The 20,096-nt window shown below is 66.8% G+C and carries 23 protein-coding genes; 16 read left to right on the top strand and 7 right to left on the bottom strand.

The window, feature by feature from the left end; all coding sequences use genetic code 11:
* Position 1 precedes the first annotated feature (1 nt).
* The 6 genes from ACNH6H_RS05435 (at position 2) to ACNH6H_RS05410 (ending at position 5,583) form a co-directional block, all read left to right on the top strand.
* Entirely contained in the window at positions 2-532 is a 531-nt protein-coding gene (locus ACNH6H_RS05435) for a TRAP transporter small permease (protein ID WP_418316275.1), read from the top strand.
* Positions 532-1,815, top strand: coding sequence for a TRAP transporter large permease (locus ACNH6H_RS05430; RefSeq protein ID WP_418316273.1), 1,284 nt, complete (start codon positions 532-534; stop codon positions 1,813-1,815). The genes ACNH6H_RS05435 and ACNH6H_RS05430 overlap by 1 nt, the downstream gene beginning before the upstream one ends.
* Positions 1,815-2,810 carry a hydroxyacid dehydrogenase gene (locus ACNH6H_RS05425; protein WP_418316272.1) on the top strand — a complete coding sequence of 332 codons (996 nt, stop codon included), beginning with the start codon at positions 1,815-1,817 and terminating at the stop codon, positions 2,808-2,810. Before ACNH6H_RS05430 ends, ACNH6H_RS05425 begins: the two co-directional genes overlap by 1 nt.
* 2 nt (positions 2,811-2,812) lie before the next feature.
* Positions 2,813-3,682, top strand: coding sequence for an amidohydrolase family protein (locus ACNH6H_RS05420; protein ID WP_418321236.1), 870 nt, complete (start codon positions 2,813-2,815; stop codon positions 3,680-3,682).
* 13 nt (positions 3,683-3,695) lie between these two features.
* Complete coding sequence (locus tag ACNH6H_RS05415; RefSeq protein WP_418316270.1) at positions 3,696-4,697, top strand: SMP-30/gluconolactonase/LRE family protein; 1,002 nt, start codon at positions 3,696-3,698, stop codon at positions 4,695-4,697.
* Between the two features lie 499 nt (positions 4,698-5,196).
* Complete coding sequence (locus ACNH6H_RS05410) at positions 5,197-5,583, top strand: hypothetical protein (protein ID WP_418316269.1); 387 nt, start codon at positions 5,197-5,199, stop codon at positions 5,581-5,583.
* Between the two features lie 28 nt (positions 5,584-5,611).
* Here the strand turns inward: ACNH6H_RS05410 and ACNH6H_RS05405 are convergent, their stop codons facing one another.
* From ACNH6H_RS05405 to ACNH6H_RS05395, 3 genes are read right to left on the bottom strand one after another with little or no spacing between them, the layout of a single operon-like run.
* The gene (locus ACNH6H_RS05405) at positions 5,612-5,929 is read right to left on the bottom strand and encodes a non-heme iron oxygenase ferredoxin subunit (RefSeq protein ID WP_418316267.1); all 318 of its coding nucleotides are present in this window, start codon (positions 5,927-5,929) and stop codon (positions 5,612-5,614) included.
* Between the two features lie 14 nt (positions 5,930-5,943).
* Positions 5,944-6,423 (bottom strand): aromatic-ring-hydroxylating dioxygenase subunit beta, encoded by a 480-nt coding sequence (locus ACNH6H_RS05400; protein ID WP_418316265.1) that lies wholly within the window; start codon positions 6,421-6,423, stop codon positions 5,944-5,946.
* Positions 6,420-7,679: an aromatic ring-hydroxylating dioxygenase subunit alpha gene (locus ACNH6H_RS05395; protein WP_418316263.1), complete on the bottom strand. Its 1,260-nt coding sequence runs from the start codon at positions 7,677-7,679 to the stop codon at positions 6,420-6,422. Before ACNH6H_RS05395 ends, ACNH6H_RS05400 begins: the two co-directional genes overlap by 4 nt.
* Before the next feature lie 92 nt (positions 7,680-7,771).
* Here ACNH6H_RS05395 and ACNH6H_RS05390 point away from each other — a divergent pair, with 92 nt between their 5' ends.
* Together ACNH6H_RS05390 and ACNH6H_RS05385 are read left to right on the top strand one after the other, a co-directional pair.
* Complete coding sequence (locus ACNH6H_RS05390; protein WP_418316261.1) at positions 7,772-8,740, top strand: LysR family transcriptional regulator; 969 nt, start codon at positions 7,772-7,774, stop codon at positions 8,738-8,740.
* A gap of 68 nt (positions 8,741-8,808) precedes the next feature.
* Positions 8,809-9,213: a 5-carboxymethyl-2-hydroxymuconate isomerase gene (locus tag ACNH6H_RS05385; RefSeq protein WP_418316260.1), complete on the top strand. Its 405-nt coding sequence runs from the start codon at positions 8,809-8,811 to the stop codon at positions 9,211-9,213.
* A 19-nt stretch (positions 9,214-9,232) separates the two neighbouring features.
* Here ACNH6H_RS05385 and ACNH6H_RS05380 read toward each other — a convergent pair whose 3' ends face one another.
* Together ACNH6H_RS05380 and ACNH6H_RS05375 are read right to left on the bottom strand one after the other, a co-directional pair.
* Entirely contained in the window at positions 9,233-10,522 is a 1,290-nt protein-coding gene (locus ACNH6H_RS05380) for an MFS transporter (RefSeq protein WP_418316259.1), read from the bottom strand.
* Positions 10,519-11,706, bottom strand: coding sequence for a Gfo/Idh/MocA family protein (locus ACNH6H_RS05375; RefSeq protein WP_418316257.1), 1,188 nt, complete (start codon positions 11,704-11,706; stop codon positions 10,519-10,521). The genes ACNH6H_RS05380 and ACNH6H_RS05375 overlap by 4 nt, the downstream gene beginning before the upstream one ends.
* A gap of 198 nt (positions 11,707-11,904) precedes the next feature.
* Between ACNH6H_RS05375 and ACNH6H_RS05370 the strand changes: the two genes are divergently transcribed.
* The 4 genes from ACNH6H_RS05370 to ACNH6H_RS05355 are packed head-to-tail and all read left to right on the top strand — an operon-like array spanning position 11,905 to position 14,504.
* On the top strand, positions 11,905-12,420 hold the full coding sequence (locus tag ACNH6H_RS05370; RefSeq protein ID WP_418316256.1) for a VOC family protein: 516 nt from the start codon (positions 11,905-11,907) through the stop codon (positions 12,418-12,420).
* Positions 12,421-12,443: 23 nt separating this feature from the next.
* Positions 12,444-13,301, top strand: coding sequence for a GNAT family N-acetyltransferase (locus ACNH6H_RS05365; RefSeq protein ID WP_418316255.1), 858 nt, complete (start codon positions 12,444-12,446; stop codon positions 13,299-13,301).
* Positions 13,302-13,346: 45 nt separating this feature from the next.
* Positions 13,347-13,793 carry a cupin domain-containing protein gene (locus ACNH6H_RS05360; RefSeq protein WP_418316254.1) on the top strand — a complete coding sequence of 149 codons (447 nt, stop codon included), beginning with the start codon at positions 13,347-13,349 and terminating at the stop codon, positions 13,791-13,793.
* 30 nt (positions 13,794-13,823) lie between these two features.
* Positions 13,824-14,504 (top strand): GNAT family N-acetyltransferase, encoded by a 681-nt coding sequence (locus tag ACNH6H_RS05355; protein ID WP_418316252.1) that lies wholly within the window; start codon positions 13,824-13,826, stop codon positions 14,502-14,504.
* A 21-nt stretch (positions 14,505-14,525) separates the two neighbouring features.
* On the opposite strand, the gene uraH is transcribed toward ACNH6H_RS05355, so the two are convergent.
* Positions 14,526-14,882 (bottom strand): hydroxyisourate hydrolase, encoded by a 357-nt coding sequence (gene uraH, locus ACNH6H_RS05350; RefSeq protein WP_418316250.1) that lies wholly within the window; start codon positions 14,880-14,882, stop codon positions 14,526-14,528.
* Between the two features lie 101 nt (positions 14,883-14,983).
* Between uraH and ACNH6H_RS05345 the strand changes: the two genes are divergently transcribed.
* From ACNH6H_RS05345 to ACNH6H_RS05330, 4 genes are read left to right on the top strand one after another with little or no spacing between them, the layout of a single operon-like run.
* A complete protein-coding gene (locus ACNH6H_RS05345) occupies positions 14,984-15,715 on the top strand; it encodes a GntR family transcriptional regulator (RefSeq protein ID WP_418316249.1) in 732 nt (243 codons plus the stop codon).
* A 13-nt stretch (positions 15,716-15,728) separates the two neighbouring features.
* A complete protein-coding gene (gene puuE / locus ACNH6H_RS05340) occupies positions 15,729-16,679 on the top strand; it encodes an allantoinase PuuE (protein WP_418321234.1) in 951 nt (316 codons plus the stop codon).
* Positions 16,680-16,681: 2 nt separating this feature from the next.
* Positions 16,682-18,457 (top strand): allantoate amidohydrolase, encoded by a 1,776-nt coding sequence (locus tag ACNH6H_RS05335; protein ID WP_418316247.1) that lies wholly within the window; start codon positions 16,682-16,684, stop codon positions 18,455-18,457.
* The gene (locus ACNH6H_RS05330) at positions 18,454-19,689 is read left to right on the top strand and encodes a M20 family metallopeptidase (protein ID WP_418316246.1); all 1,236 of its coding nucleotides are present in this window, start codon (positions 18,454-18,456) and stop codon (positions 19,687-19,689) included. The genes ACNH6H_RS05335 and ACNH6H_RS05330 overlap by 4 nt, the downstream gene beginning before the upstream one ends.
* 4 nt (positions 19,690-19,693) lie before the next feature.
* Here the strand turns inward: ACNH6H_RS05330 and ACNH6H_RS05325 are convergent, their stop codons facing one another.
* On the bottom strand, positions 19,694-20,056 hold the full coding sequence (locus ACNH6H_RS05325) for a hypothetical protein (RefSeq protein WP_418316244.1): 363 nt from the start codon (positions 20,054-20,056) through the stop codon (positions 19,694-19,696).
* Positions 20,057-20,096 lie beyond the last annotated feature (40 nt).

The raw sequence follows: 20,096 nt of genomic DNA, 5'->3' as shown, positions 1-20,096 counted from the left end.
CATGGAAAGTTTGCTGTCGCGGCCGCTCGATGCCGTCTACCGCATGTGCATCTGGCTGTCTGCGGCGGCCATCGTCTGCATGTCGCTGATCGTGCCCTGGGGTGTCTTCACCCGCTATGTGCTCGGCAGCGGCTCCGGCTGGCCGGAACCGATCGCGGTGATGCTGATGGTCGTCTTCACCTTTCTCGGCGGCGCGGCGGCCTATCGTGCCGGCGCCCACATCGCGGTGGCGATGCTGACAAGCCGGCTGCCACGTCCGGCAGCGCGGGTGGCCAGCTGGCTCAGCGACCTGGTGATGCTCGCGGTCAGCGGCTTCATCGTCATCTGGGGCATCAGCCTGTGCATCGCGACCTGGGGCCAGTCGATCGACGCACTGCCTTGGCTGCCTGTCGGCGCAACCTATGCGGCGCTGCCGCTCGGCAGTTTCTGCACCGCGTTGTTCGTGATCGAGCGGATGATCGCCGGCCCGCAGAACCACCGCCCGCTGGTCGCCTTCGGCGAACCCGGCGGTGAATTCGACGGAGCCGCCTGATGGACGCGCTGGTGCTGCTCGGCAGCTTCATCGTGCTGATGATGGTCGGCGTTCCAGTCGCCTATGCGCTCGGCATGGCCTCGCTGATCGGCGCCTTCTGGATCGACCTGCCACTCGACGGCGTGATGATCCAGATCGCCGCCGGCGTCAACAAGTTTTCGCTGCTCGCGATCCCGTTTTTCGTGCTCGCCGGCGCGATCATGGCCGAAGGCGGCATGGCGCGGCGTCTGGTCAATTTCGCCAATGTGTTCGTCGGCTTTCTGCGCGGCGGGCTGTCGCTGGTCAATATCCTCGCGTCGACATTTTTCGGCGCGATCTCCGGCTCGTCGGTGGCCGATACCGCGTCGATCGGCTCGGTGCTGATACCGGAAATGGAGAAAAAAGGTTATCCGCGCGATTTTGCGACTGCGGTGACCGTCAGCGGTTCGATCCAGGCAACGCTGATCCCGCCGAGCCACAACGCGGTGATCTATTCGCTGGCGGCCGGCGGCTCGGTATCGGTTGCAGGGCTGTTCCTCGCCGGCGTGCTGCCCGGCCTGCTGCTCGGCGTGACGATCGCCGCGATGTGTTTGTGGATCGCGCGCAAGCGGCAGTTCCCGGTCGGCGAGCGGGTGCCGATCAGGCAGGCGCTGCGCATCTGCGTCGATGCGCTGTGGGGGCTGATGACGATGGTGATCATCCTCGGCGGCATCCTGAGCGGCATCTTCACCGCAACCGAGTCGGCTTCGATCGCGGTGTTGTGGGCATTCTTCGTGACGATGTTCATCTACCGCGACTACCGCTGGAGCGACCTGCCGAAGCTGATGCACCGCACCGTGAAGACGGTGACGATCGTGATGATGCTGATCGGCTTTGCCGCCAGCTTCGGCTACCTGATGACGCTGATGCAGATCCCGGCCAAGGCAACCGCCTTCTTCGTCGGCGTCTCCGACAGCAAGGTCGTGATCCTGCTGATGATCAACGTGATGCTGCTGATGCTCGGCACGCTGATGGACATGGCGCCGTTGATCCTGATCTGTACGCCGATCCTGCTGCCAGTGGTCACCAGCCTTGGGGTCGATCCGGTGCATTTCGGCATGATCATGATCATCAACCTGGGCATCGGCCTGGTCACGCCGCCGGTCGGCAGCGTGCTGTTCGTCGGCAGCGCGGTGTCCAAGTTGCCGATCGGTGTCGTGACGAAGGCGATGTCGCCGTTTTTCATCGCGTTGCTGATCGTGCTCGCCTTCGTGACTTATGTGCCGGCGATCTCGTTGTGGCTGCCGCGGTTGATGGGCGTCTGATGGCGAGGATCTTTCTCAGCTTCACGCCAGGCGCCCGTGCCAACTACTACGGCGACAAGGCGCTGGCCGGGCTGCGCGCGCTGGGCGAGGTCAGGCTGAACGAACGCGATCAGCCACTCGACGCGGCGGCACTTGCCGCTGCCGCAGAAGGCTGCAACGTGATCGTCAGCGACCGCGCTACCGCGGCACCTGCCGAACTGTTTGCAGCCTGCCCGCAACTCGCGGTGTTCCAGCGCTGCGCAATGGACATCCGCAACATCGATGTCGCGGCCGCCAGTGCGCATGGCGTGCTGGTGACCCATGCCAGTGCGGGTTTCATCACCGCAGTCGCCGAGTGGGTCTTCGGTGCGCTGATCGACGTGGCGCGCGGCATCAGCAGCAGCGTGGTCGACTACCGCAGCGGCCGCTCGCCACCGCCGGTGATGGGCCGGGAGCTGCGCGGCTCGACGATTGGCGTGATCGGCTACGGCCAGATCGGGCGCCGGGTCTGCAATCTCGGGCTGGCATTCGGCATGCGGGTGCTGGTTGCCGATCCGGTAGCCCGCGTCGACGATGCGGCGCTGACGCAGACCTCGCTCGACGAGCTGCTCGCCGCTGCGGACCATGTCGTCTGCCTCGCGCCGGCGCTGCCGAGCACCGAGAACATGCTGGACAGCCAGCGCTTCAGCCAGATGAAGCCAGGTGCGGTATTCGTCAATGCATCCCGCGGCAACCTCGTCGACGAAGCGGCGCTGCTCGATGCACTTGACAGCGGCCGACTCGCCGGCTGCGCACTCGATGTCGGCCGCGCGCCGGACCAGATGCCGTCGCCCGAGTTGGCCCGCCATCCGCTGGTCGTCGCGACGCCGCACATCGGCGGGCTGACACCGCCGGCGGTCGAACACCAGGCGCTGGAAACCGTTGCCCAGCTCGGCGAACTGCTGCGCGGTGGCATGCCAATCGGCGCCGTCAATGCCGAGCACGCCAGCCGCCTGCAGGCGCTGCGTTCACGGTGACGATGCCCGTCTCGGCTCGGGTCGATCGACCGCAGCTGCGCGCGCCGGCCGGCGCCTGCGACTGCCACATGCACGTCTTCGATCAACGATTCGGCCCGCTGCAGGGCGGTGCCGCGACGCCGCCCGCCGCGACCGCAACGGACTACCTCGAGGTGCAGCAGGCGCTCGGTCTGCAGCGGGTCATCGTCGTGCAGGCCAATGGTTACGGCTTCGACAACCGCGCGATGCTCGACGCGATGGCCATCTTCGGCGCCGATGCGCGTGGTGTTGCGGTGGTGGGGCCGGACACGCCCGACGCCGAAATGCAGCGGCTGACCGACCTTGGCGTTCGCGGCGCGCGTTTGCACCTGCTGCCCGGCGGCGCGCTGCAATGGTCGGACCTCGAGCCGCTGGCCGCGCGGGTTCGGCCGTTCGGCTGGCACCTGCAACTGCAATTCGACGGCTGGACGCTGCCGCAGCATTTCGAGCGGCTGCGCAGCCTCGAGGTCGACTGCGTGATCGACCACATCGGCAAATTTCTCGGCGCGCCGCCGCCGGCGCCGGACGACGCGGTTTTCAATTCGCTGCTCGGACTGCTCGACGGCGGCCGCTGCTGGATCAAGCTGTCGTCGCCTTATGAATCGTCGCGCACAGGACCGCCCGGCTACGACGACGTCTTGCGGCTGGCACGCCGTCTCGCCGCCACACACGGCGAGCGCTGCCTGTGGGCGAGCAACTGGCCACACCCAGGGCGCGTGCCGCAGCCGTCGAGTGCCGCGATGCTCGACCTGCTGCTGACGTGGGCCGACGACGCGGCGACTCGGCAGCGCATCCTCGTCGACAACCCGGCCGCGCTGTACGATTTTGAAGACCGCCTTGGTCGGTCGTCATGACACTGGAGCCGTGATGAATCTTCCGCTCGCCCCGCAGCCGATGGGCAGCGCCGTGCAGGTGCCGTTCACGCCGAATGCGCGTTATCCCGATCCGTCGATCGAGGTGATCGACGAGCGCTTCCTGAAACTGCGCTTGTTCAGCGCCGGCGTCGAGCAGATCGCCACCGGCCTGCGCTGGGCCGAAGGGCCGGTCTGGTTCGGCGACGGGCGTTATCTACTGGTCTCCGACATACCGAACAACCGCATCCTGCGCTGGGATGAAACCAGCGGCATCACCAGCGTCTTTCGTGCGCCGTCGAACCATGCGAACGGCCATGCACGCGACCGGCAGGGCAGGCTGATCGGCTGTGAGCACCACACCCGGCGCATCACGCGCACCGAATACGACGGCCGCATCAGCGTGCTCGCCGACCAATTCGACGGCAGGCGGCTGAATTCGCCGAACGACATCGTCTGCCAGCGCAACGGCACGATCTGGTTCACCGACCCGACGTTCGGCATCCTCGGCCACTGGGAGGGCGATCCGGCCAAGCCCGAACTGCCGCATGCGGTTTATCGGCTCGATCCGGACAGCGGCGAGTTGCAGCAGATGATCACTGAACTTGCGGCACCGAACGGTCTTGCTTTTTCCCCCGACGAATCGATCCTCTATGTCGTCGAAAGCCGCGCCGAGCCGCATCGGCTGATCTGGGCCTGGGACGTCGCAAGCGACGGCAGCCTGTCGGGCAAGCGGCTCGCCGTCGACGCCAACGGACACGGCGCCTTCGACGGCATCAAGGTCGATGTCGCCGGCAACCTGTGGTGCGGATTCGGCAGCACCGGCGCAGTGGCTGCCGACCCGTCGGCACTCGACGGCGTCCGCGTCTTCGACCCGTCAGGCACCGTGCTCGGCCACATCCACCTGCCCGAACGCTGCGCCAACCTTTGTTTCGGCGGCGCGAAGAACAACCGGCTGTTCATGGCGAGCAGCCATTCGGTTTATGCGTTGTTCGTCAATGCGCAGGGGGCGGTGTGAGGGCGTTTGCCGCGACGTTTCGCTGGCGAGGCTGAAGACGGCTCTCGGCCCGGAGCGGCCGTTGGCCGCTTGGCGGTGGGTGACTTTTGTGGGAGGGGCTTCAGCCCCGATTCGGGATCTTGCACGACTGCGAATCGGCAGGCACAGAGGCGAGAGCAAAGGCGCGGTCGGGCGGCCGCTTGCGCTTAGATGCTTGCCCTCGCGCCGGGCGCTCGGGTCCCCTGCGATGCTCGGTCTTGGGGCCCGTCGCGGAAACTCGCTGCACTCGCTTCGCTCGTTACGCTCAAACAGTCCGCGACAAGCCAGTTGTTGATGCTCGCTGCGCTCGCGGGCCACAAGCCCTGGCCTTGCAGGCCGCACCGGGCCTTGCGGCCCGGTCGCTCGCAAGGCACAAGGGGTCCCCCGGACCCCTTGTGTCCGTGCTCGCCTTCTCGGCTGCGCATATGCGCGCCAGCAGCCACCCGCCCACGCCTTTGCGGCAGCATCGAGGACTTCGACGATGTTCAACCGCGTCAGTGCGCGGCAGGCGGTGCCCGGGCGGGGCGATTTATGCGGCGGCGAGAAGCGGAGGTTCAGGGTCGGCGAGCGCAGCGAGCATCAACAAACATGCTCGCGGCGGTTGTCCGAGCGCAGTGAGCGAAGCGAACGTAGCGAGTTCCGCCGCGCGACCCTGGACCGAGCATCGCAGCGCAGTCCGAGCGCCAGCGAGGACCGCCGCATCATGAGCCACGACCGGGTGCCGCCTGCCGCGCCGCTCGGTCTGCGGGTGCGAGCTGCCGAACACCATCAGCCCGAATCGGGGCTGAAGCCCCTCCTACAAAGTTTGGTACGGCCCAGGCGCCAGATGTCCGCTCCGGGCCGCAATCAGCCGTTGGCCGAGCGCTGAATGGCGTCGTCCTCGCCCGGTACCGGCCTCAACCCAGCGCCAGAAACACCCGCCCGCCTTCTATCTTCACCGGATAACTCCTGATCGCTTCGGTCACCGGTGCGCAGGCGGGTTGGCCGTTGCGGATGTCGAAGCGGCCCTGGTGCATCGGGCATTCGATTTCGTAGCCTTCGAGGAAGCCGTCACAGAGTTCGGCCTGGCCGTGGCTGCAGATGTTGTCGGTGGCGTAGATCTCGCCGCGGGTCTTGTACAGCGCGACCTCGCGGCCTTCGACCTCGCGGCCGATGACGTCGTCATCGGGGATGTCGCTCTCGGCCGCGGCGTCTGTCCATTGTGGGTTGCTCATTGCCGGAGCCTCTTTCAGATCGGATAGATGATGGAATTCGGGATCATCTCGCTGTCGTAGACGACGAGGCGGGACTGGAACTTGAGGCCGTCGGGCGTGCGGACGATCGTGTCGATGTAGCGGCCTACATTGAAGACCGACGACAGCTCCGACAGCTTGGTGCGGAAGACCGCATAGTTGGCTTCGCATTCGAAGCGCCCCTCACTCGCCTTGCGCACGACCGGTGCGCCGGTGACGATGCGCTGGTAGTAGGGGTCGTGGAACAGCGTCTCGCGGATGCCGTAGACGCGGTCCTTCAGCATGCCCTTGCTTTCGAACGACAACGTCGCCAGCGGAAAGCCGCGATCGAAATTCTCGCGTGGCTGCAGCCGGTAGCAACATTCGTCGGTAAAGAATTCCGGCCACAGGTCCCAGTTGCCCGAGCTCAGTGCGCTGGCGTAATCGGCATACAGCTGGCTCAGTTCGAAGTGGTCGTTGAAGTCGAGCTTGATCATGCTTCCATCACCTCGCGCCAGTAGCGGTACATGCCGCGGATCAGCGTTTCGGTGACCATGTGGTCGGTATCGCCGACCTCGCGGCCGCCGAGTTCGGCCAGCGTGCGGTGGAAAGGTTTCTGCTCGAAGCCCTTCTGCGACAGTTCGATCACCTCGCCGTCGTCTGCCGAAACGAAACCGGCCGGGCCGAACAGATTCGCTTGGCGCAGCCGGCGCTGCGTCATCTCGTCATCGTCGTCTTCGAAGCCGAAGTGGGTCCAGACGAAATCGAAACTGCCGACGCCACTCGGCTGGATGTGGCGGGTCGAGACGCTGTTGACCTGCTGCTGCAGGATCACGCTCGGGAAGATCGTCGTCATCACTGCACTCGGCCCCTTCCACCAGGCTTCCGGCACGATGTCGAGAAAGCGCGGGTCGTGCAGCTGCATGCTTTCCTTGAAGCTCGACACCTGCGTCACCTCGTCGGCCTTGCCACTGGCGCCGCGGGTCGAGATCATCGCCGCATGGCGATGGTGGGCGTCCATCTTCAGCTGCGACTTGTTGTCGGCCCGCCAGAGCCCGAAGGTGACGAACCAGGTGTGCAGCAGCCCGGGGTGGTACGGGTCCTTGATGTTTTCCTGCATCAGCTTCCAGTTGCCCGGGATGCGCTGCCGGTTGTAGCCGAGGATCTTCAGCTTGCGGCCGTTGAACAGCCGGTCGAACCAGCCGAGGATCTCCGGGCCGAGAAAATCCTCGAACGGCTCGACGTCGGGATCGAAGCATGCGAAGACGACACCGCCGCGGCTGGCGACACGCAGCTTGTTCAGGCCGTGTTCGGCCGGCTTGAAGTCTGCCGGCATGCCGCCGTTGACCTTGCCGTCCTGCTTGACGCCGCGGCGAAACGGAACCCCTTGCAAATCGCCCTGCAGCGAATAGTTCCACTGGTGATACGGGCAGGTGAAATCCTTGCGGTTGCCATGGCGCTCGCGGCAGAACTGCATGCCGCGGTGGGCGCAGACGTTTTCGACGACGTTGATCTGGCCGTCGTTGTCGCGCACCAGGATCACCGAGCGTTCACCGATCACCGTGCGCTTGAAGTCGCCATTGTTCGGAATCTCGGCTTCGAGGCCGACATAACACCAGTGCTTGCGGTAGAAGAAGCGCTCGAGCTCGCGCCGGTGCTGGTCGGCCTCGGTATAGGCGAGGAACGGGATGCGGCTGCTGCCGTCGTTTTCCCATTGGATCGCCTGCGGAAAAACCGTCGCGTTGCTGTCCATGCTGATCGTCTGTTGCCGGTTGCAAGGGGCCGATCGTCGCAGCAACGCCACCATAAGCCAATAGAATTGCGGGAATAAGCTTCATCACGTTGGTGAATGTGCGCCGCCTCGAACTGAAGGACGTCGACCTCAACCTGCTGGTCGTCTTCAACCAGCTGCTGATCGACCGGCGCGTCTCGCGGGTTGCCGAGACACTCGGCCTGTCGCAGCCGGCGATCAGCAATTCGCTGGCCCGGCTGCGCCGTCTGACCGGCGATGAACTTTTTCTGCGCACGCCGACCGGCATGGCGCCGACGCCGTATGCCGAGCAGATGGCCGAACCGGTCGCCGATGCGCTGGCGCTGATCCATTCGGCGGTGAATCAGCGCGGATCCTTCGATCCGGCAACCGCCGAGCGGTCCTTTGCGATCGGCATGACCGACATCGGCGAGATCTATTTCCTGCCGAAACTGATGAACGAGCTCGCGCGCATCGCGCCGGGCATCACCGTCAGCACGGTCCGCAACAACACGGTCAATCTGAAGGACGAGATGGAGGCCGGCCATGTCGACATGGCGATCGGCCTGCTGCCGCGGCTGCAGGCCGGTTTTTTTCAGCGGCGCTTGTTTGCACAGCGTTATGTCTGCCTGTTCCGCCGCGGCCACAGGCTCGACAAGCGGCGCATCTCGTTGGCCGAATTCCAGGCCGCCGAGCATGTGCTGGTGGTGTCGGAAGGCACCGGCCACGGCAAGGTCGATGAGCTGCTCGATCGCGCCGGTGTGCGGCGCCGGGTGCGGCTGAGCGTGCCGCATTTCGTCGCAGTCGGTCATATCCTGCAGGACACCGAGATGGTCGCGACGGTGCCCGAGCGGCTGGCCCATGCGCTCGCCGGGCCGTTCGATCTCGTGCACCACGCCCACCCTGCGGCATTGCCGGAGATCGCGATCAACCTGTTCTGGCATGCGCGTTTCCACCGCGACCCGGCCAATGAATGGCTGCGCGCGCTGCTGGTCGGGCTGCATGCGGATGCGGCCGATGGCCGGCCTTCCGGTGGGGCAGATCGGCGTCCCGTCTCGCGCTGAGCAACGCATCAGGCGCTAGGATCACACGGTCAGGCCGCCGCTGGCTGCCGATTTGCCGGGAGCACGCCTTGCCTCATCTCGTCGTCTGTTATTCCGCCAACCTCGAGGCGCAGGCCGACATGTCGCGGTTCTGCCGCAGCGCGGTCGATGCGCTGCTGTCGGTTCGCGACGACGCCGGCAAGCCGGTCTTTCCCACCGGCGGCACCCGCGCCTTTGCCTATCCGGCAGCGCACTTTGCCGTTGCCGACGGCAGCGGCGACCACGGTTTCGTCTACATCAACCTGCGGATGGCGGCCGGCCGCAGTGCGGCGATCCACGCGGCGGCCGGTGCCGCATTAAGTGGCGCCGTGCGCGAACATTTCGCGCCGCTGCTCGCGCAGCGCCACTTCGGTCTGACGGTGCAGATCGACGAAGGCGCCGAGGTCTTCGACGCCAAGCTCGGCAACCTGCACCCGCTGTTCGGCGCGCGCTGAGCGCGGCCGGTCGCGATCCTCAGCTGCGCGCCTCGTCGACATGTCGCGAGCGCAGCCGGGCGAATACCGCCGAGACCAGCAGCAGGCCGGCCGCGCCGCCGGCGATCATCGTCGCGGTGTCGATCCGCGAAACCAGCCATGAGCAGACCGCGACCCCGATCGACTGGCCGAAAAACAGGCATGACGCAAATGTCGTGACCGCCGGGCCGCGCAGTTCCGGCGCCATTTGCGTCGCATTGACCTGCAGCGTGTTGTGCAGCATGTAGAAGCCCAGCCCGGCGCCGAAGGTGCCGGGTATCGCCCAGGCCCAGCCGGGCCCGTAGGCGATCAGCAGATACGACAGCGCGAGCAGCCCGCCACCCCAGCGGGCAAGACCGACTTCGCCGAAGATCCGGACCAGCCGACGCGACGCCGATGCGAACAGGAAGCCGCCGAGGCCGAACAGCATCACCAGCGATCCGGCCGCCGACAGCGACAGCCCGTGAACGCGGTTCAGGTGCACCGCGATGAACGAGAACGGCCCGAACAGCAGCGCACCTTCGAGCAGCACGGTGGCGAGGATCACGCGCGCCCAGCGCCGGCGCAGCACATCGGCCAGATCGACGAACAGCCCCTGCAGCGGCGAGCGCTGCAACCGGCGGGTGATCCGGGCGCTGTCCGGCAGCCGGCCGTTGAGCTTCAGCAGGATGCTGCCGATCACGATGAAGTGGACCGCGAGCACCCAGTACGGCGCCTGCCAGCTCAGGTGGTCGGCGGCAAAGCCGCCGAGCCAGACGCCGGCCGACAGCCCGACGATCTGCCCGATCAGAAAACGGGCCAGCACCGGCTGCCGCGATTCGTAGGAAACGACGTCGCCGATCCACGCCATCGCCAGCGGGATGATGCCGGCCGCGCAGGCGCCGGCGAGCGCGCGCAGCACGCGCAGCATCACGAAATCGGTCGCCAGCGCGCACAACGCCGAGACGATCGCGCAAGCGACGCAGGCCCAGGCGATGACCCGGTATTTGCCCCAGCGCTCACCCATCGGGCCGAATCCGAGCTGGGCCACGCCATAAGCGACCGCGAAGATGCTGATGACCTGCGCGGCGCTGCCGACACCGATGCCGAATTCGCCGGCAAGCCGCAGCAGCATCGCATCGTTGATGCGCATCGCCATGCCGCTGCCGAGTGCAGCCAGGCTCAGGCAGACGATGGCGGTCTGGATCGTCGACTGTGGATCGACGCCGGCGGCCGGTGGGTCGGCCAGCGGCTGCACCGGTTCGGTCATCGGATTGGCTGCGGGATCGGGACGGTCGCGGCCATCGTTCATCGGGCGGTTGCCGCTGTCGGCAACTTCGCAAGCTGCACCCAGCCACCGCTGGCCTGGGAGGCAAGACAGGCCTCGATGAAAGCCATCGTCTCGGCGCCTTCCTCGATGCGAGGGTAGTTCAGCGGCGGCGCCGGCTGGCCAAGCTCGATCGCCATCCGGTGCTGCGCCAGTTCGGCATAGATGTTGGCAAAGGCCTCGCGCAGCCCTTCGGGATGGCCACGCGGCGTGCGGCCGAGTGCGAGGATCTCCGGCGGCAGGAATGGGTCGCCGCGGCCGATCGTGCGCACCGGCTCGCCCTGCAGCGCGAGCTTCAGATAACTCGCGTCGCGGTGCGACCAGTCGAGCAGGCCGCGGCTGCCGCAGATGCGCAGCCGGATGTCGTTTTCGCCGCCGGCTGCGGCCTGCGTCACGGTGAAGGTGCCGCGCGCGCCGCCTTCGAAGGCGAGCAGCGCCGATACATGGTCGGCCACCTGGCGCCCCGGCATCAGTGCGCCGACATCGGCGACCAGCCTGTCGACGCGCAGGCCGGCGGTAAAACATGCGAGGTGTTGGGCATGGCAACCGATCGCGCTCATCACCAGGATCTGGCCGCTGCGTTCGGCGTCGAGCACCCAGCGCAGCCTGTCGTTCAGCGGGCCTTCCTCGACCGCGGCGGCCGGCCCGCTCTGGATATATTCGACCTGCACCATCCGTACCTCGCCGATCGCGCCGTCGGCGACCAGCTGCCGGGCATGGCGGATCATCGGGTAGGCCGAGTAGCCGTGGGCGATCGCCAACAGCCGGCCACGATGGCGGCTCCGCTCGACGAGGTCGCAGGCCTGCGCAAAGCTGTGTGTCACCGGCTTGTCGCAGACGACGTCGAGACCGGCGTCGAGCGCCGCGGCTGCCTGCGGATGGTGCAGGTCGTTCGGCGTCATGATCGCGACCGCATCGATGCCGTCGTCGCGCCGTGCCTCGGCAGCCAGCATCTCGGCGAAGGTCCCGTGGCAACGCTGCGGATCGAATCCGAGCGCGATGCCGGCGCGGCGCGAGCGCTCGGCGTCGCCCGAGAACACGCCGGCGGTGAGCTGGAAAAAACCCGACATCTCGGCCGCGCCACGGTGCATCTGGCCGATCCATGAATCCGGGCCACCGCCGACGACTCCCAACCGCAGCTTGCGGCCGAAGATTTCTCGCAATCCCATCGTTTCTCCCGTGGCGGCTTCGAAGCCGTTGATGCTAGTGCAGGTGGCAGGTGGCAGGTCGGCGTCGGGCCCGTTGATCCGTTCGGGCCATTGCGGCGTGGGCCCGGGCTGGCTCTTCAAGGCGATGCGGCGTGCGGCGACGAAGCCGACACTGGCGCCCATTCCACCAGGCCAGACCCCCAAACGAGGTTCAGACCGATGCTCCGCAAGTTGCACCACAGCGCGCTGCGATGCCGTGAGTCAGAAGAAACGCGCCGCTTCTACGAGGATTTTCTCGGAGTGCCGCTGGCTGGCGCGCTGCGCATCACGGCGACCGCGACTGGCCGCGCAACCGAGACGCTGCACACCTTCTATCGCCTCGGTGATGGTTCGTACATGGCCTTCTTCGAAGCGCCTGACCTGCCGTTCGATTTCAAGCCGCAACACGATTTCGACCTGCACCTCGCATTCGAGGTCGATGCGGTGCAATTGCCGACGATGCTCGCGCGCTGCCGGGCCATCGGCGTCGAGGTGCGCGGCATCAGCGACCACGGCTTCGTCGACTCGATCTACCTGCGCGACCCGAACGGTTATGTCGTCGAGCTGTGCGCCCGCCGCGCCGGTCACGACGAGGCGCTCGATCCGCGCCGCAACGGCGCGCGTGCTGCGCTCGAGCAATGGACCGCAGCGCGATCAACAACGCCCGCTCGGCAAGCCATCGCCACGACCCTTTGACCAACCAACAGGAGAACCACCAGATGACCACGACCTTGCGCACTGCCACGCCGGCCGACGCCGCTGCCGCCGGCACCATCTGCTACACAGCCTTCAAGGCGATTGCCGAGAGCCACCGATTTGCGCCGGATTTTCCGGACCCGGAGAGTGCGATCGGGCTGATGGACCACATGCTGCAGCGCGACGACATCGATGCAGTCGTTGCCGAACGCGACGGCCGGGTGATCGGCAGCAATTTCCTGTGGCGCGACGGCCAGGTTGCCGGTGTCGGGCCGATCACGATCGATCCGCAGGCGCAGAACGGCGGCGTCGGCCGGCGGCTGATGGAAGCGGTGCTGGAACGGGCGAACCAGCACGACATTGCCGCAGTCCGGCTGGTGCAGGCCGCCTACCATGGCCGTTCGCTGTCGCTGTATACCAAGCTTGGTTTTGCGGTGCGCGAGCCGCTGTCGGTGTTCCAGGGCCCGGCGATCGACAAGCTGCCGCCCGGACATCGGGTGCGCGCGGCGACCCCCGATGACGCCGCCGCCGCCGATGCGCTGGCGATGCGGTTGCTCGGTTTTCGCCGCAGCGGCGAACTGGCCGCTGCGATCGGGCAGGGCAGCGCGCAGGTCGTCGAGCGCGACGGCCGCATCACCGGCTACACCACCGGCATCGGCTTCTTCGGCCATGCGGTCGGCGAGGCGCTGTCGGACCTGCAGGCGCTGATCGGCGCGGCGCCGGTCTTCGCCGGCCCGGGCTTCATGGTGCCGACCCGCAACGCGCCGTTGATGCACTGGTGCCTGCAGCACGGGCTGCGCATCGTCCAGCCGATGAGCCTGATGACGCTGGGCCCCTACGACGAACCGATCGGGCCCTTCCTGCCTTCGATTCTTTATTGATCCACCGCGCGCGGCCGTGCCGCGCAGCCGGCGAAAGGAGATTGAATGACATCCGTTGCCCCCTTTGTCGTATCACCCGAGCACTATCCGCGCGCACTGAATGTGCTCGGCATCCAGGTGACGCTGCTCGCGACGAAACAGGCCACCGGCGACTACGAGATCACGCTGCAGCAGGGTGACGCCGGTATTGGCCCGCCGCCGCACAGCCATGCCTGGGACGAAAGTTTCTTCGTGCTGCGCGGCCGCGTCGATTTCGACTGCGCGGGCCGCCCGACCCAGGCCGTTGCCGGCACGCTGGTCCATGTGCCGGCAGGCACCGTCCATGCGTTCGCGTTCGGTCCGGAAGGCGGCGCGATGATCGAATTCACCGGTTCCGGCACCACCGCAACGCGGATGTTCACCAGCGTCGAACGCGAGATTCCGCCCGAGATTCCGGACATGTCGAAACTGCTCGACGTGCTCGAGCAAAACGGCGTGGTCGTAGCGGCCTGATCGGCTGCGGCTGAAGAGATCGGAGAAGCCATGTCGCAACTGCTCGACAACATCGCCTGGCACAGCCTGAACGGCGTGCACCTGCCGTTTGCCGCCGGCGGCGACAGCGCGCGCCGCTATGCGCGCGGCTTCTCGCCGATCATCGCGTTTGCCGACAAGGCCCGTCCCGATTTCAATGCGCTCGAAGAGGTCTGCGCGCCTGGCGAGACCTTTTATTGCGACGGCTGGTCCGGCGCCGCGCCCCACGGCTGGCAGATCGACGATGAGTCGACGATGCTGAAGATGGTGTGGGCGGCGCCGATGCCGGCCGTCGATACCGCGCCGGGTGCGCTGCGGCTCGACAAGCGCCACGCCGCACAGGCGCTCGAACTGGCGGCCGTTGCCAGGCCGGGCCCGTTCGGCGAACGCAGCCTCGAGCTCGGCGATTACTTCGGCTTGTTCGACGGCGCGCGGCTGGTCGCGATGGCCGGCGAACGGATGCAGGCCGGCGGCTGGCGAGAGATCAGCGGCGTCTGCACGGATCCGCAATTCGAGGGCCGCGGCCTTGCGCGCTCACTGGTGCTGAAGCTGGTGCGTCGGCAATGGTTGCGCGGGCAGATGCCGTTCCTGCATGTGATGCGGGACAACACCAGCGCGCATCGGCTGTACCGCCGACTCGGTTTCGCCGATGCGCGCGAGTCGGTCGTGCGGGTGGTGTCGCGGCTCTCCTGAGCGCGCGCCACGCGGCGCGTCTCAACTGCCGCGATACGTGCTGTAGCTCCACGGGCTGACCAGCAGCGGCACGTGGTAGTGGCCGCCGGCATCGGCAATGCCGAAATCGAGCGGCACGACGTCGAGGAACGGCGGCTCCGGCAACTCGACGCCGCGCGCGCGGAAATACGCCGCGACCTCGAACAGCAAGCGGTAACGCCCGGCGCGCATCGCGTCGGCGCCGAGCAGTGCGCCGGCGTCGTTGCGGCCATCGGCATTCAACGTGATCCGCTGCAGCGTCTCCGCCTTGTCGCCGTCGAGGCGCTGCAGCGTCAGCTTCATCCCGGCGGCCGGGCAGCCGTTCATCGTGTCGAGTACATGTGTGCTGAGGTGTCCCATCGCTTCCTTGGAATATTGTTTGCAAAACGCCGGTGAACTGTATACACTTTTGCGCATTCCAGCAATGCGCCGGCAGCGGCCGCACAGACACGATACCCGCCATGGCACCGCCCCGCGCCAGCCTGAAGATCATCGATCCGTCGACGCCGGTTGAGACGCCGGCCGACGCCGGCAGCGCGACCGAACGCATCGTCGAATCGATCACCGGCGCGATCGTCGAGCGGCGGCTGATGCCCGGCACCAAACTCGTCGAGCAGAAGATTGCCGACATCTTCAAGGTCTCGCGGACGATCGTCCGCCAGGCGCTGAACCAGCTGAGCCGCGACCGGCTGGTCAACCTCGAGCCGGCGCGCGGCGCCTTCGTTGCGATGCCCAGCCTCGAGGAGGCGCGGCAGGTCTTCGAGATGCGCAACATGCTCGAGTCGGCAATGGTCGGCCAGCTCTGCGCGCGCATCACCGACGGCCAGATCGCGCAGCTGCGCGCCCACCTGCGTGCCGAGCGGCAGGCGGTCGCACGCGGCGATGTCGCGCTGCGCACCCGGCTGCTCGCCGATTTCCATGTCGTGCTGGCGCAGCTGCTGAACAACGCGGTGCTCGCCGAGACGATCCGCGATCTGCTGAGCCGCTCGCAGCTGATCTCGCTGATGTACCAGTCGTCGCATTCGGCCGATGAATCGCACCGCGAACATGAACAGGTCGTCGATGCGATCGAGCGCCGCGATGTGCGTGCGGCGACGCGGCTGATGGCGAATCACCTCGACAGCGTCGAGCGCAACCTGCGCACCAACCCGGGCAGCAGCGATCTCGACCAGATCCTGCAGCCCAGAAAGTGAAGCCCCGATGAACATGCAATCCAACGATCGTTATCCCCGCGACCTGCGCGGCCACGGCCGGCACGCGCCGCATGCGCAGTGGCCGGGCAATGCCCGCGTCGCTGTCCAGTTCGTGCTGAACTATGAGGAAGGCGGCGAAAACTCGGTGCTGCACGGCGACGCCGGCAGCGAGACCTTTTTGTCCGAAATGGCCAACCCGCCGGCCTATCCGGCGCGCCACCTGAGCATGGAAGGCATCTATGAATACGGCTCGCGGGTCGGCGTCTGGCGCATCCTGCGCGAATTCGAGCGCCGCGGCCTGCCGCTGACCGTCTACGGCGTCGGCATGGCGCTGCAGCGTTGTCCGGAAGTGGCGTCGGCCTTCGTCGAACTCGGCCACGAGATCGCCTGCCACGGCTGGCGCTGGATCAACTACCAGCAGGTCGATGAGGCGACCGAACGCGAACACATGCGGCTGTGTTGCGAGGCGGTGCAGGCCGTCACCGGCCAGCCGCCGCTCGGCTGGTATACCGGCCGCGACAGCCCGAATACCCGCCGCCTCGTCGTCGAGCATGGCGGCTTCGAATACGACAGCGACTATTACGGCGACGACCTGCCGTTCTGGCTGCAGGTTCGGAAGTCCGACGGCAGCCTGTCGCCGCACCTGGTCGTGCCGTATACGCTCGACACCAACGACATGCGTTTCGGCCTGCCGCAGGGTTTCAGCCACGGCGACCCGTTTTTCCAGTACCTGCGCGATGCCTTCGACGTCTTGTATGCCGAAGGGGAGGACCGGCCGAGCATGCTGAGCATCGGCATGCATTGCCGCATCCTCGGCCGGCCGGCGCGGATGCGCGCACTGCAGCAGTTTCTCGACCATGTGCAGCAGCACGACCGGGTCTGGATACCGCGCCGCATCGACATCGCCCGCCACTGGAAAAAGACCCATCCGTTCGATGCATCGACGGCTTTCATCTGGGATTGAACATGCTGACACTCGAGACGCTGAATGCCGCCGACCAGGCTCGCTTCACCGAACTGCTGGACGGCACCTACGAACATTCGCCGTGGGTCGCAACCGATGCCTGGGGCAAGCGCCCGTTTGCGACGCTGGCGCAGCTGAAGCTCGCGCTGGTGCAAAGTGTGCGTGATGCCGGCCGCGAGCGGCAGCTCGCGCTGATCCGCGCCCACCCCGAACTGGCCGGCAAGGCGATGGTCAGCAAGTCGCTGACCGCCGAATCGACCAACGAGCAGGGCAAGGCCGGCCTGACCGACTGCACTGCGGAAGAATTCGCGAAGATCCAGCAGCTCAATGCCGACTACAACGAGAAGTTCGGCTTTCCGTTCATCCTTGCGGTGCGCGGCCCGCGTGGTCTCGGCCTGAACAAGTCGGAAATCATCGCGACCTTCGCGCGGCGGCTCGCGAATCATCCGGATTTCGAGTTCGACGAGTGCCTGCGCAACATTCACCGCATCGCCGAGATCCGCCTCGACGACAAGTTCGACCAGCACCCCGATCTCGGCAACCTGGTCTGGGACTGGTCCGAGCAACTCGCGGTGCACAGCGACCCGGGTTATGCGGAGCGCGGTGAACTGACCGTCACCTACTTGACCGACGCACACCGCGCCTGCGCGCGTCAGCTCCAGCAGTGGATGCGCGACGATTGCGGCTTCGACGAGGTCGGGATCGATGCGGTCGGCAATGTCGTCGGCATCTACCACGGCAGCGACCCGCAGGCGCCGCGGCTGATGACAGGCAGCCACTACGACACGGTGCGCAACGGCGGCAAATATGATGGCCGGCTCGGCATCTTCGTGCCGATGGCCTGCGTGCGCGAACTGCACCGGCAGGGCCGGCGCTTGCCGTTCGGCATCGAGGTGGTCGGTTTTTCGGAAGAGGAGGGCCAGCGCTACAAGGCCGTTTTCCTCGGCTCGGGCGCGTTGATCGGCCACTTCGACCCGCGCTGGCTCGAGCAGCGCGATGCCGACGGCATCAGCATGCGCCAGGCGATGGCGCAGGCCGGGCTGAATGTCGACGACATTGCGAAGCTGAAACGCGACGCCTCGCGCTACCTCGGCTTCGTCGAGGTGCACATCGAGCAGGGGCCGGTCTTGAACCAGATCGACTTGCCGCTCGGCGTCGTTACGTCGATCAACGGCAGCGTGCGCTTGATGGCCGAGATCGTCGGCATGGCGAGCCACGCCGGCACGACGCCGATGGGGCAGCGCCGCGATGCCGCTGTAGCGGCTGCCGAGCTGCTGCTGTTCATCGAGCAGCGTGCGGCGGCCGCGCCGGATCTGGTCGGCACCGTCGGCATGCTGCAGGTGCCGAGCGGCTCGATGAACGTGGTGCCGGGCCGCTGCGTCTTCAGCATCGACATCCGCGCGACGACCGATGCGGTGCGCGATGCCTGCGTGGCCGACGTGAACGCCGAACTCGAACGCATCTGCGAGCGCCGCGGCCTGCATTTCTCGCTCGAGGAGACGATGCGTGTCTCGGCCGCGCCGAGTGCGCCGCGCTGGCAGCAGCGCTGGGAGCAGGCGGTCGAAGCGCTCGGCCTGCCGGTTTTCCGGATGCCGAGCGGCGCCGGCCACGATGCGATGAAGCTGCACGAGGCGATGCCGCAGGCCATGCTGTTTGTCCGCGGCCTGAATGCCGGCATCAGCCACAACCCGCTCGAATCGATCACCAACGACGACGCCGACCTGTGCGTGCGTGCCTTCCAGAACCTGCTCGACCAACTCGCGACCGAACAACGATGACCAATTCCGCCACCCACGACGCGCTCGACGCGTGGATCGACGCCCATTTCGACGACGAGGTGCGCTTTCTGCAACAGCTGGTGCAGGTGCCGACCGATACGCCACCGGGCAACAATGCGCCGCATGCCGAGCGCACCGCCGAACTGCTGAAGGGTTTCGGCTTCGACGCCGAACGCCATGCAGTGCCGGCCGATGCGGTGCGTGCGGCCGGCCTCGAGACGATCACTAACCTTGTCGTGCGGCGGCGCTTCGGTGACGGCGGCCGGACGATCGGCCTGAATGCGCACGGCGATGTCGTGCCGCCCGGCGAAGGCTGGAGCCACGATCCGTACGGCGGCGAGGTCGTCGACGGCAAGCTGTATGGCCGCGCCGCCGCGGTCAGCAAATGCGACTTTGCGACCTATGCCTTCGCATTGCGCGCACTCGAATCGCTTCAGCAGCGTCTGCACGGCACGGCCGAACTCTATTTCACCTACGACGAGGAATTCGGCGGCGAGCTCGGCCCTGGCTGGCTGCTCGAGCAGGGAATCGTCAAACCCGACCTGCTGATCGCCGCCGGCTTCAGCTACCAGGTGATCACCGGCCACAACGGCTGCCTGCAGATGGAAGTCACGGTGCACGGCAAGATGGGCCATGCCGCGGTGCCCGACACCGGTGTCGACGCGCTGCAGGCCGCAAACCGCATCCTGACCGCGCTGTACCAGCAGAATGCGCTGTACAAGCAGATCAGCAGCCAGGTCAAGGGCATCACGCACCCGTATGTCAATGTCGGGCGCATCGAGGGCGGCACCAATACCAATGTCGTGCCGGGCAAGGTCGTGATGAAGATCGACCGCCGGATGATTCCGGAGGAAAACCCGGTCGAGGTCGAGGCGACGCTGCAGCGGGTGATCCGCGCCGCGGTTGCCGATTCGCCGGGCATCACGGTCGAGATCAAACGGCTGCTGCTGGCCAATGCGCTGAAGCCGCTCGATGGCAACAAGCCGCTGGTCGACGCGTTGTGTGGCCAGGCGTCGGAGGTCTTTGGCGAGACCATCGAGGCTTCGGGTACACCGCTTTATACCGATGCCCGGCTGTTCTGCGAGCGTGGCATACCGGCGGTGCTGTATGGCTGCGGCCCGCGCACGGTGCTCGAGAGCAATGCAAAACGCGCCGACGAGCACATCGATCTCGAGGACCTGCGCCGCGCGACCAAGGTCGTCGCGCGTTCGCTGGCGCAACTGCTCAGCTGAGCTTCTAGCGCGACGCTTCCGACGCGGCCGGCTCTGCCGGCGCGATGCCGACCTTGCGCGCCGCCGTCTCGACCGCATTGGCGGTTGCGTGTGCCCCTTTCTCGATGCCGCGCGCGGCCGCTTTCGCGCCACGTTCGACGCCGCCGGCCGCGGCCTTGACGCCGCGCTCGGTGGCCTTGGCGCCACGTTCGAGGCCGCTGGCGGTCGCGCTGACGCCGTGCTGCACCGCATGTTCTGCCTTGTCGATCAGGCTCGGCTCGGGTGCCGATGCGGCACGCGGCGTGTCGTGCGCGCAGGCGGTGGTGCCGAGGCCGATCGCCAGTACCGCGGCGCCCAGCCATTGGGTCGGGATGCTTCGTTTGATCATCGGTTGTTCTCCCCGCTGTTCCGGTCGCGTCGCGGCGTTG

This window comes from Pseudideonella sakaiensis, from assembly GCF_048320135.1.
Lineage (GTDB): Bacteria > Pseudomonadota > Gammaproteobacteria > Burkholderiales > Burkholderiaceae_C > Ideonella_A > Ideonella_A sakaiensis_A.
The sequence above is the reverse complement of the archived record's forward strand: the minus strand, read 5'-3'. Positions and strand labels throughout refer to the sequence as shown.

Excerpts from the sequence above, each read along its gene's own strand:
- ACNH6H_RS05435 (WP_418316275.1), top strand. The coding sequence starts at position 2 with ATGGAAAGTTTGCTGTCGCGGCCGCTCGATGCCGTCTACCGCATGTGC.
- ACNH6H_RS05430 (WP_418316273.1), top strand. The coding sequence starts at position 532 with ATGGACGCGCTGGTGCTGCTCGGCAGCTTCATCGTGCTGATGATGGTC.
- ACNH6H_RS05425 (WP_418316272.1), top strand. The coding sequence starts at position 1,815 with ATGGCGAGGATCTTTCTCAGCTTCACGCCAGGCGCCCGTGCCAACTAC.
- ACNH6H_RS05420 (WP_418321236.1), top strand. The coding sequence starts at position 2,813 with ATGCCCGTCTCGGCTCGGGTCGATCGACCGCAGCTGCGCGCGCCGGCC.
- ACNH6H_RS05415 (WP_418316270.1), top strand. The coding sequence starts at position 3,696 with ATGAATCTTCCGCTCGCCCCGCAGCCGATGGGCAGCGCCGTGCAGGTG.
- ACNH6H_RS05410 (WP_418316269.1), top strand. The coding sequence starts at position 5,197 with ATGTTCAACCGCGTCAGTGCGCGGCAGGCGGTGCCCGGGCGGGGCGAT.
- ACNH6H_RS05405 (WP_418316267.1), bottom strand. The coding sequence starts at position 5,929 with ATGAGCAACCCACAATGGACAGACGCCGCGGCCGAGAGCGACATCCCC.
- ACNH6H_RS05400 (WP_418316265.1), bottom strand. The coding sequence starts at position 6,423 with ATGATCAAGCTCGACTTCAACGACCACTTCGAACTGAGCCAGCTGTAT.
- ACNH6H_RS05395 (WP_418316263.1), bottom strand. The coding sequence starts at position 7,679 with ATGGACAGCAACGCGACGGTTTTTCCGCAGGCGATCCAATGGGAAAAC.
- ACNH6H_RS05380 (WP_418316259.1), bottom strand. The coding sequence starts at position 10,522 with ATGAACGATGGCCGCGACCGTCCCGATCCCGCAGCCAATCCGATGACC.
- ACNH6H_RS05375 (WP_418316257.1), bottom strand. The coding sequence starts at position 11,706 with ATGGGATTGCGAGAAATCTTCGGCCGCAAGCTGCGGTTGGGAGTCGTC.
- ACNH6H_RS05370 (WP_418316256.1), top strand. The coding sequence starts at position 11,905 with ATGCTCCGCAAGTTGCACCACAGCGCGCTGCGATGCCGTGAGTCAGAA.
- ACNH6H_RS05365 (WP_418316255.1), top strand. The coding sequence starts at position 12,444 with ATGACCACGACCTTGCGCACTGCCACGCCGGCCGACGCCGCTGCCGCC.
- ACNH6H_RS05360 (WP_418316254.1), top strand. The coding sequence starts at position 13,347 with ATGACATCCGTTGCCCCCTTTGTCGTATCACCCGAGCACTATCCGCGC.
- ACNH6H_RS05355 (WP_418316252.1), top strand. The coding sequence starts at position 13,824 with ATGTCGCAACTGCTCGACAACATCGCCTGGCACAGCCTGAACGGCGTG.
- uraH (WP_418316250.1), bottom strand. The coding sequence starts at position 14,882 with ATGGGACACCTCAGCACACATGTACTCGACACGATGAACGGCTGCCCG.
- ACNH6H_RS05345 (WP_418316249.1), top strand. The coding sequence starts at position 14,984 with ATGGCACCGCCCCGCGCCAGCCTGAAGATCATCGATCCGTCGACGCCG.
- puuE (WP_418321234.1), top strand. The coding sequence starts at position 15,729 with ATGCAATCCAACGATCGTTATCCCCGCGACCTGCGCGGCCACGGCCGG.
- ACNH6H_RS05335 (WP_418316247.1), top strand. The coding sequence starts at position 16,682 with ATGCTGACACTCGAGACGCTGAATGCCGCCGACCAGGCTCGCTTCACC.
- ACNH6H_RS05330 (WP_418316246.1), top strand. The coding sequence starts at position 18,454 with ATGACCAATTCCGCCACCCACGACGCGCTCGACGCGTGGATCGACGCC.
- ACNH6H_RS05325 (WP_418316244.1), bottom strand. The coding sequence starts at position 20,056 with ATGATCAAACGAAGCATCCCGACCCAATGGCTGGGCGCCGCGGTACTG.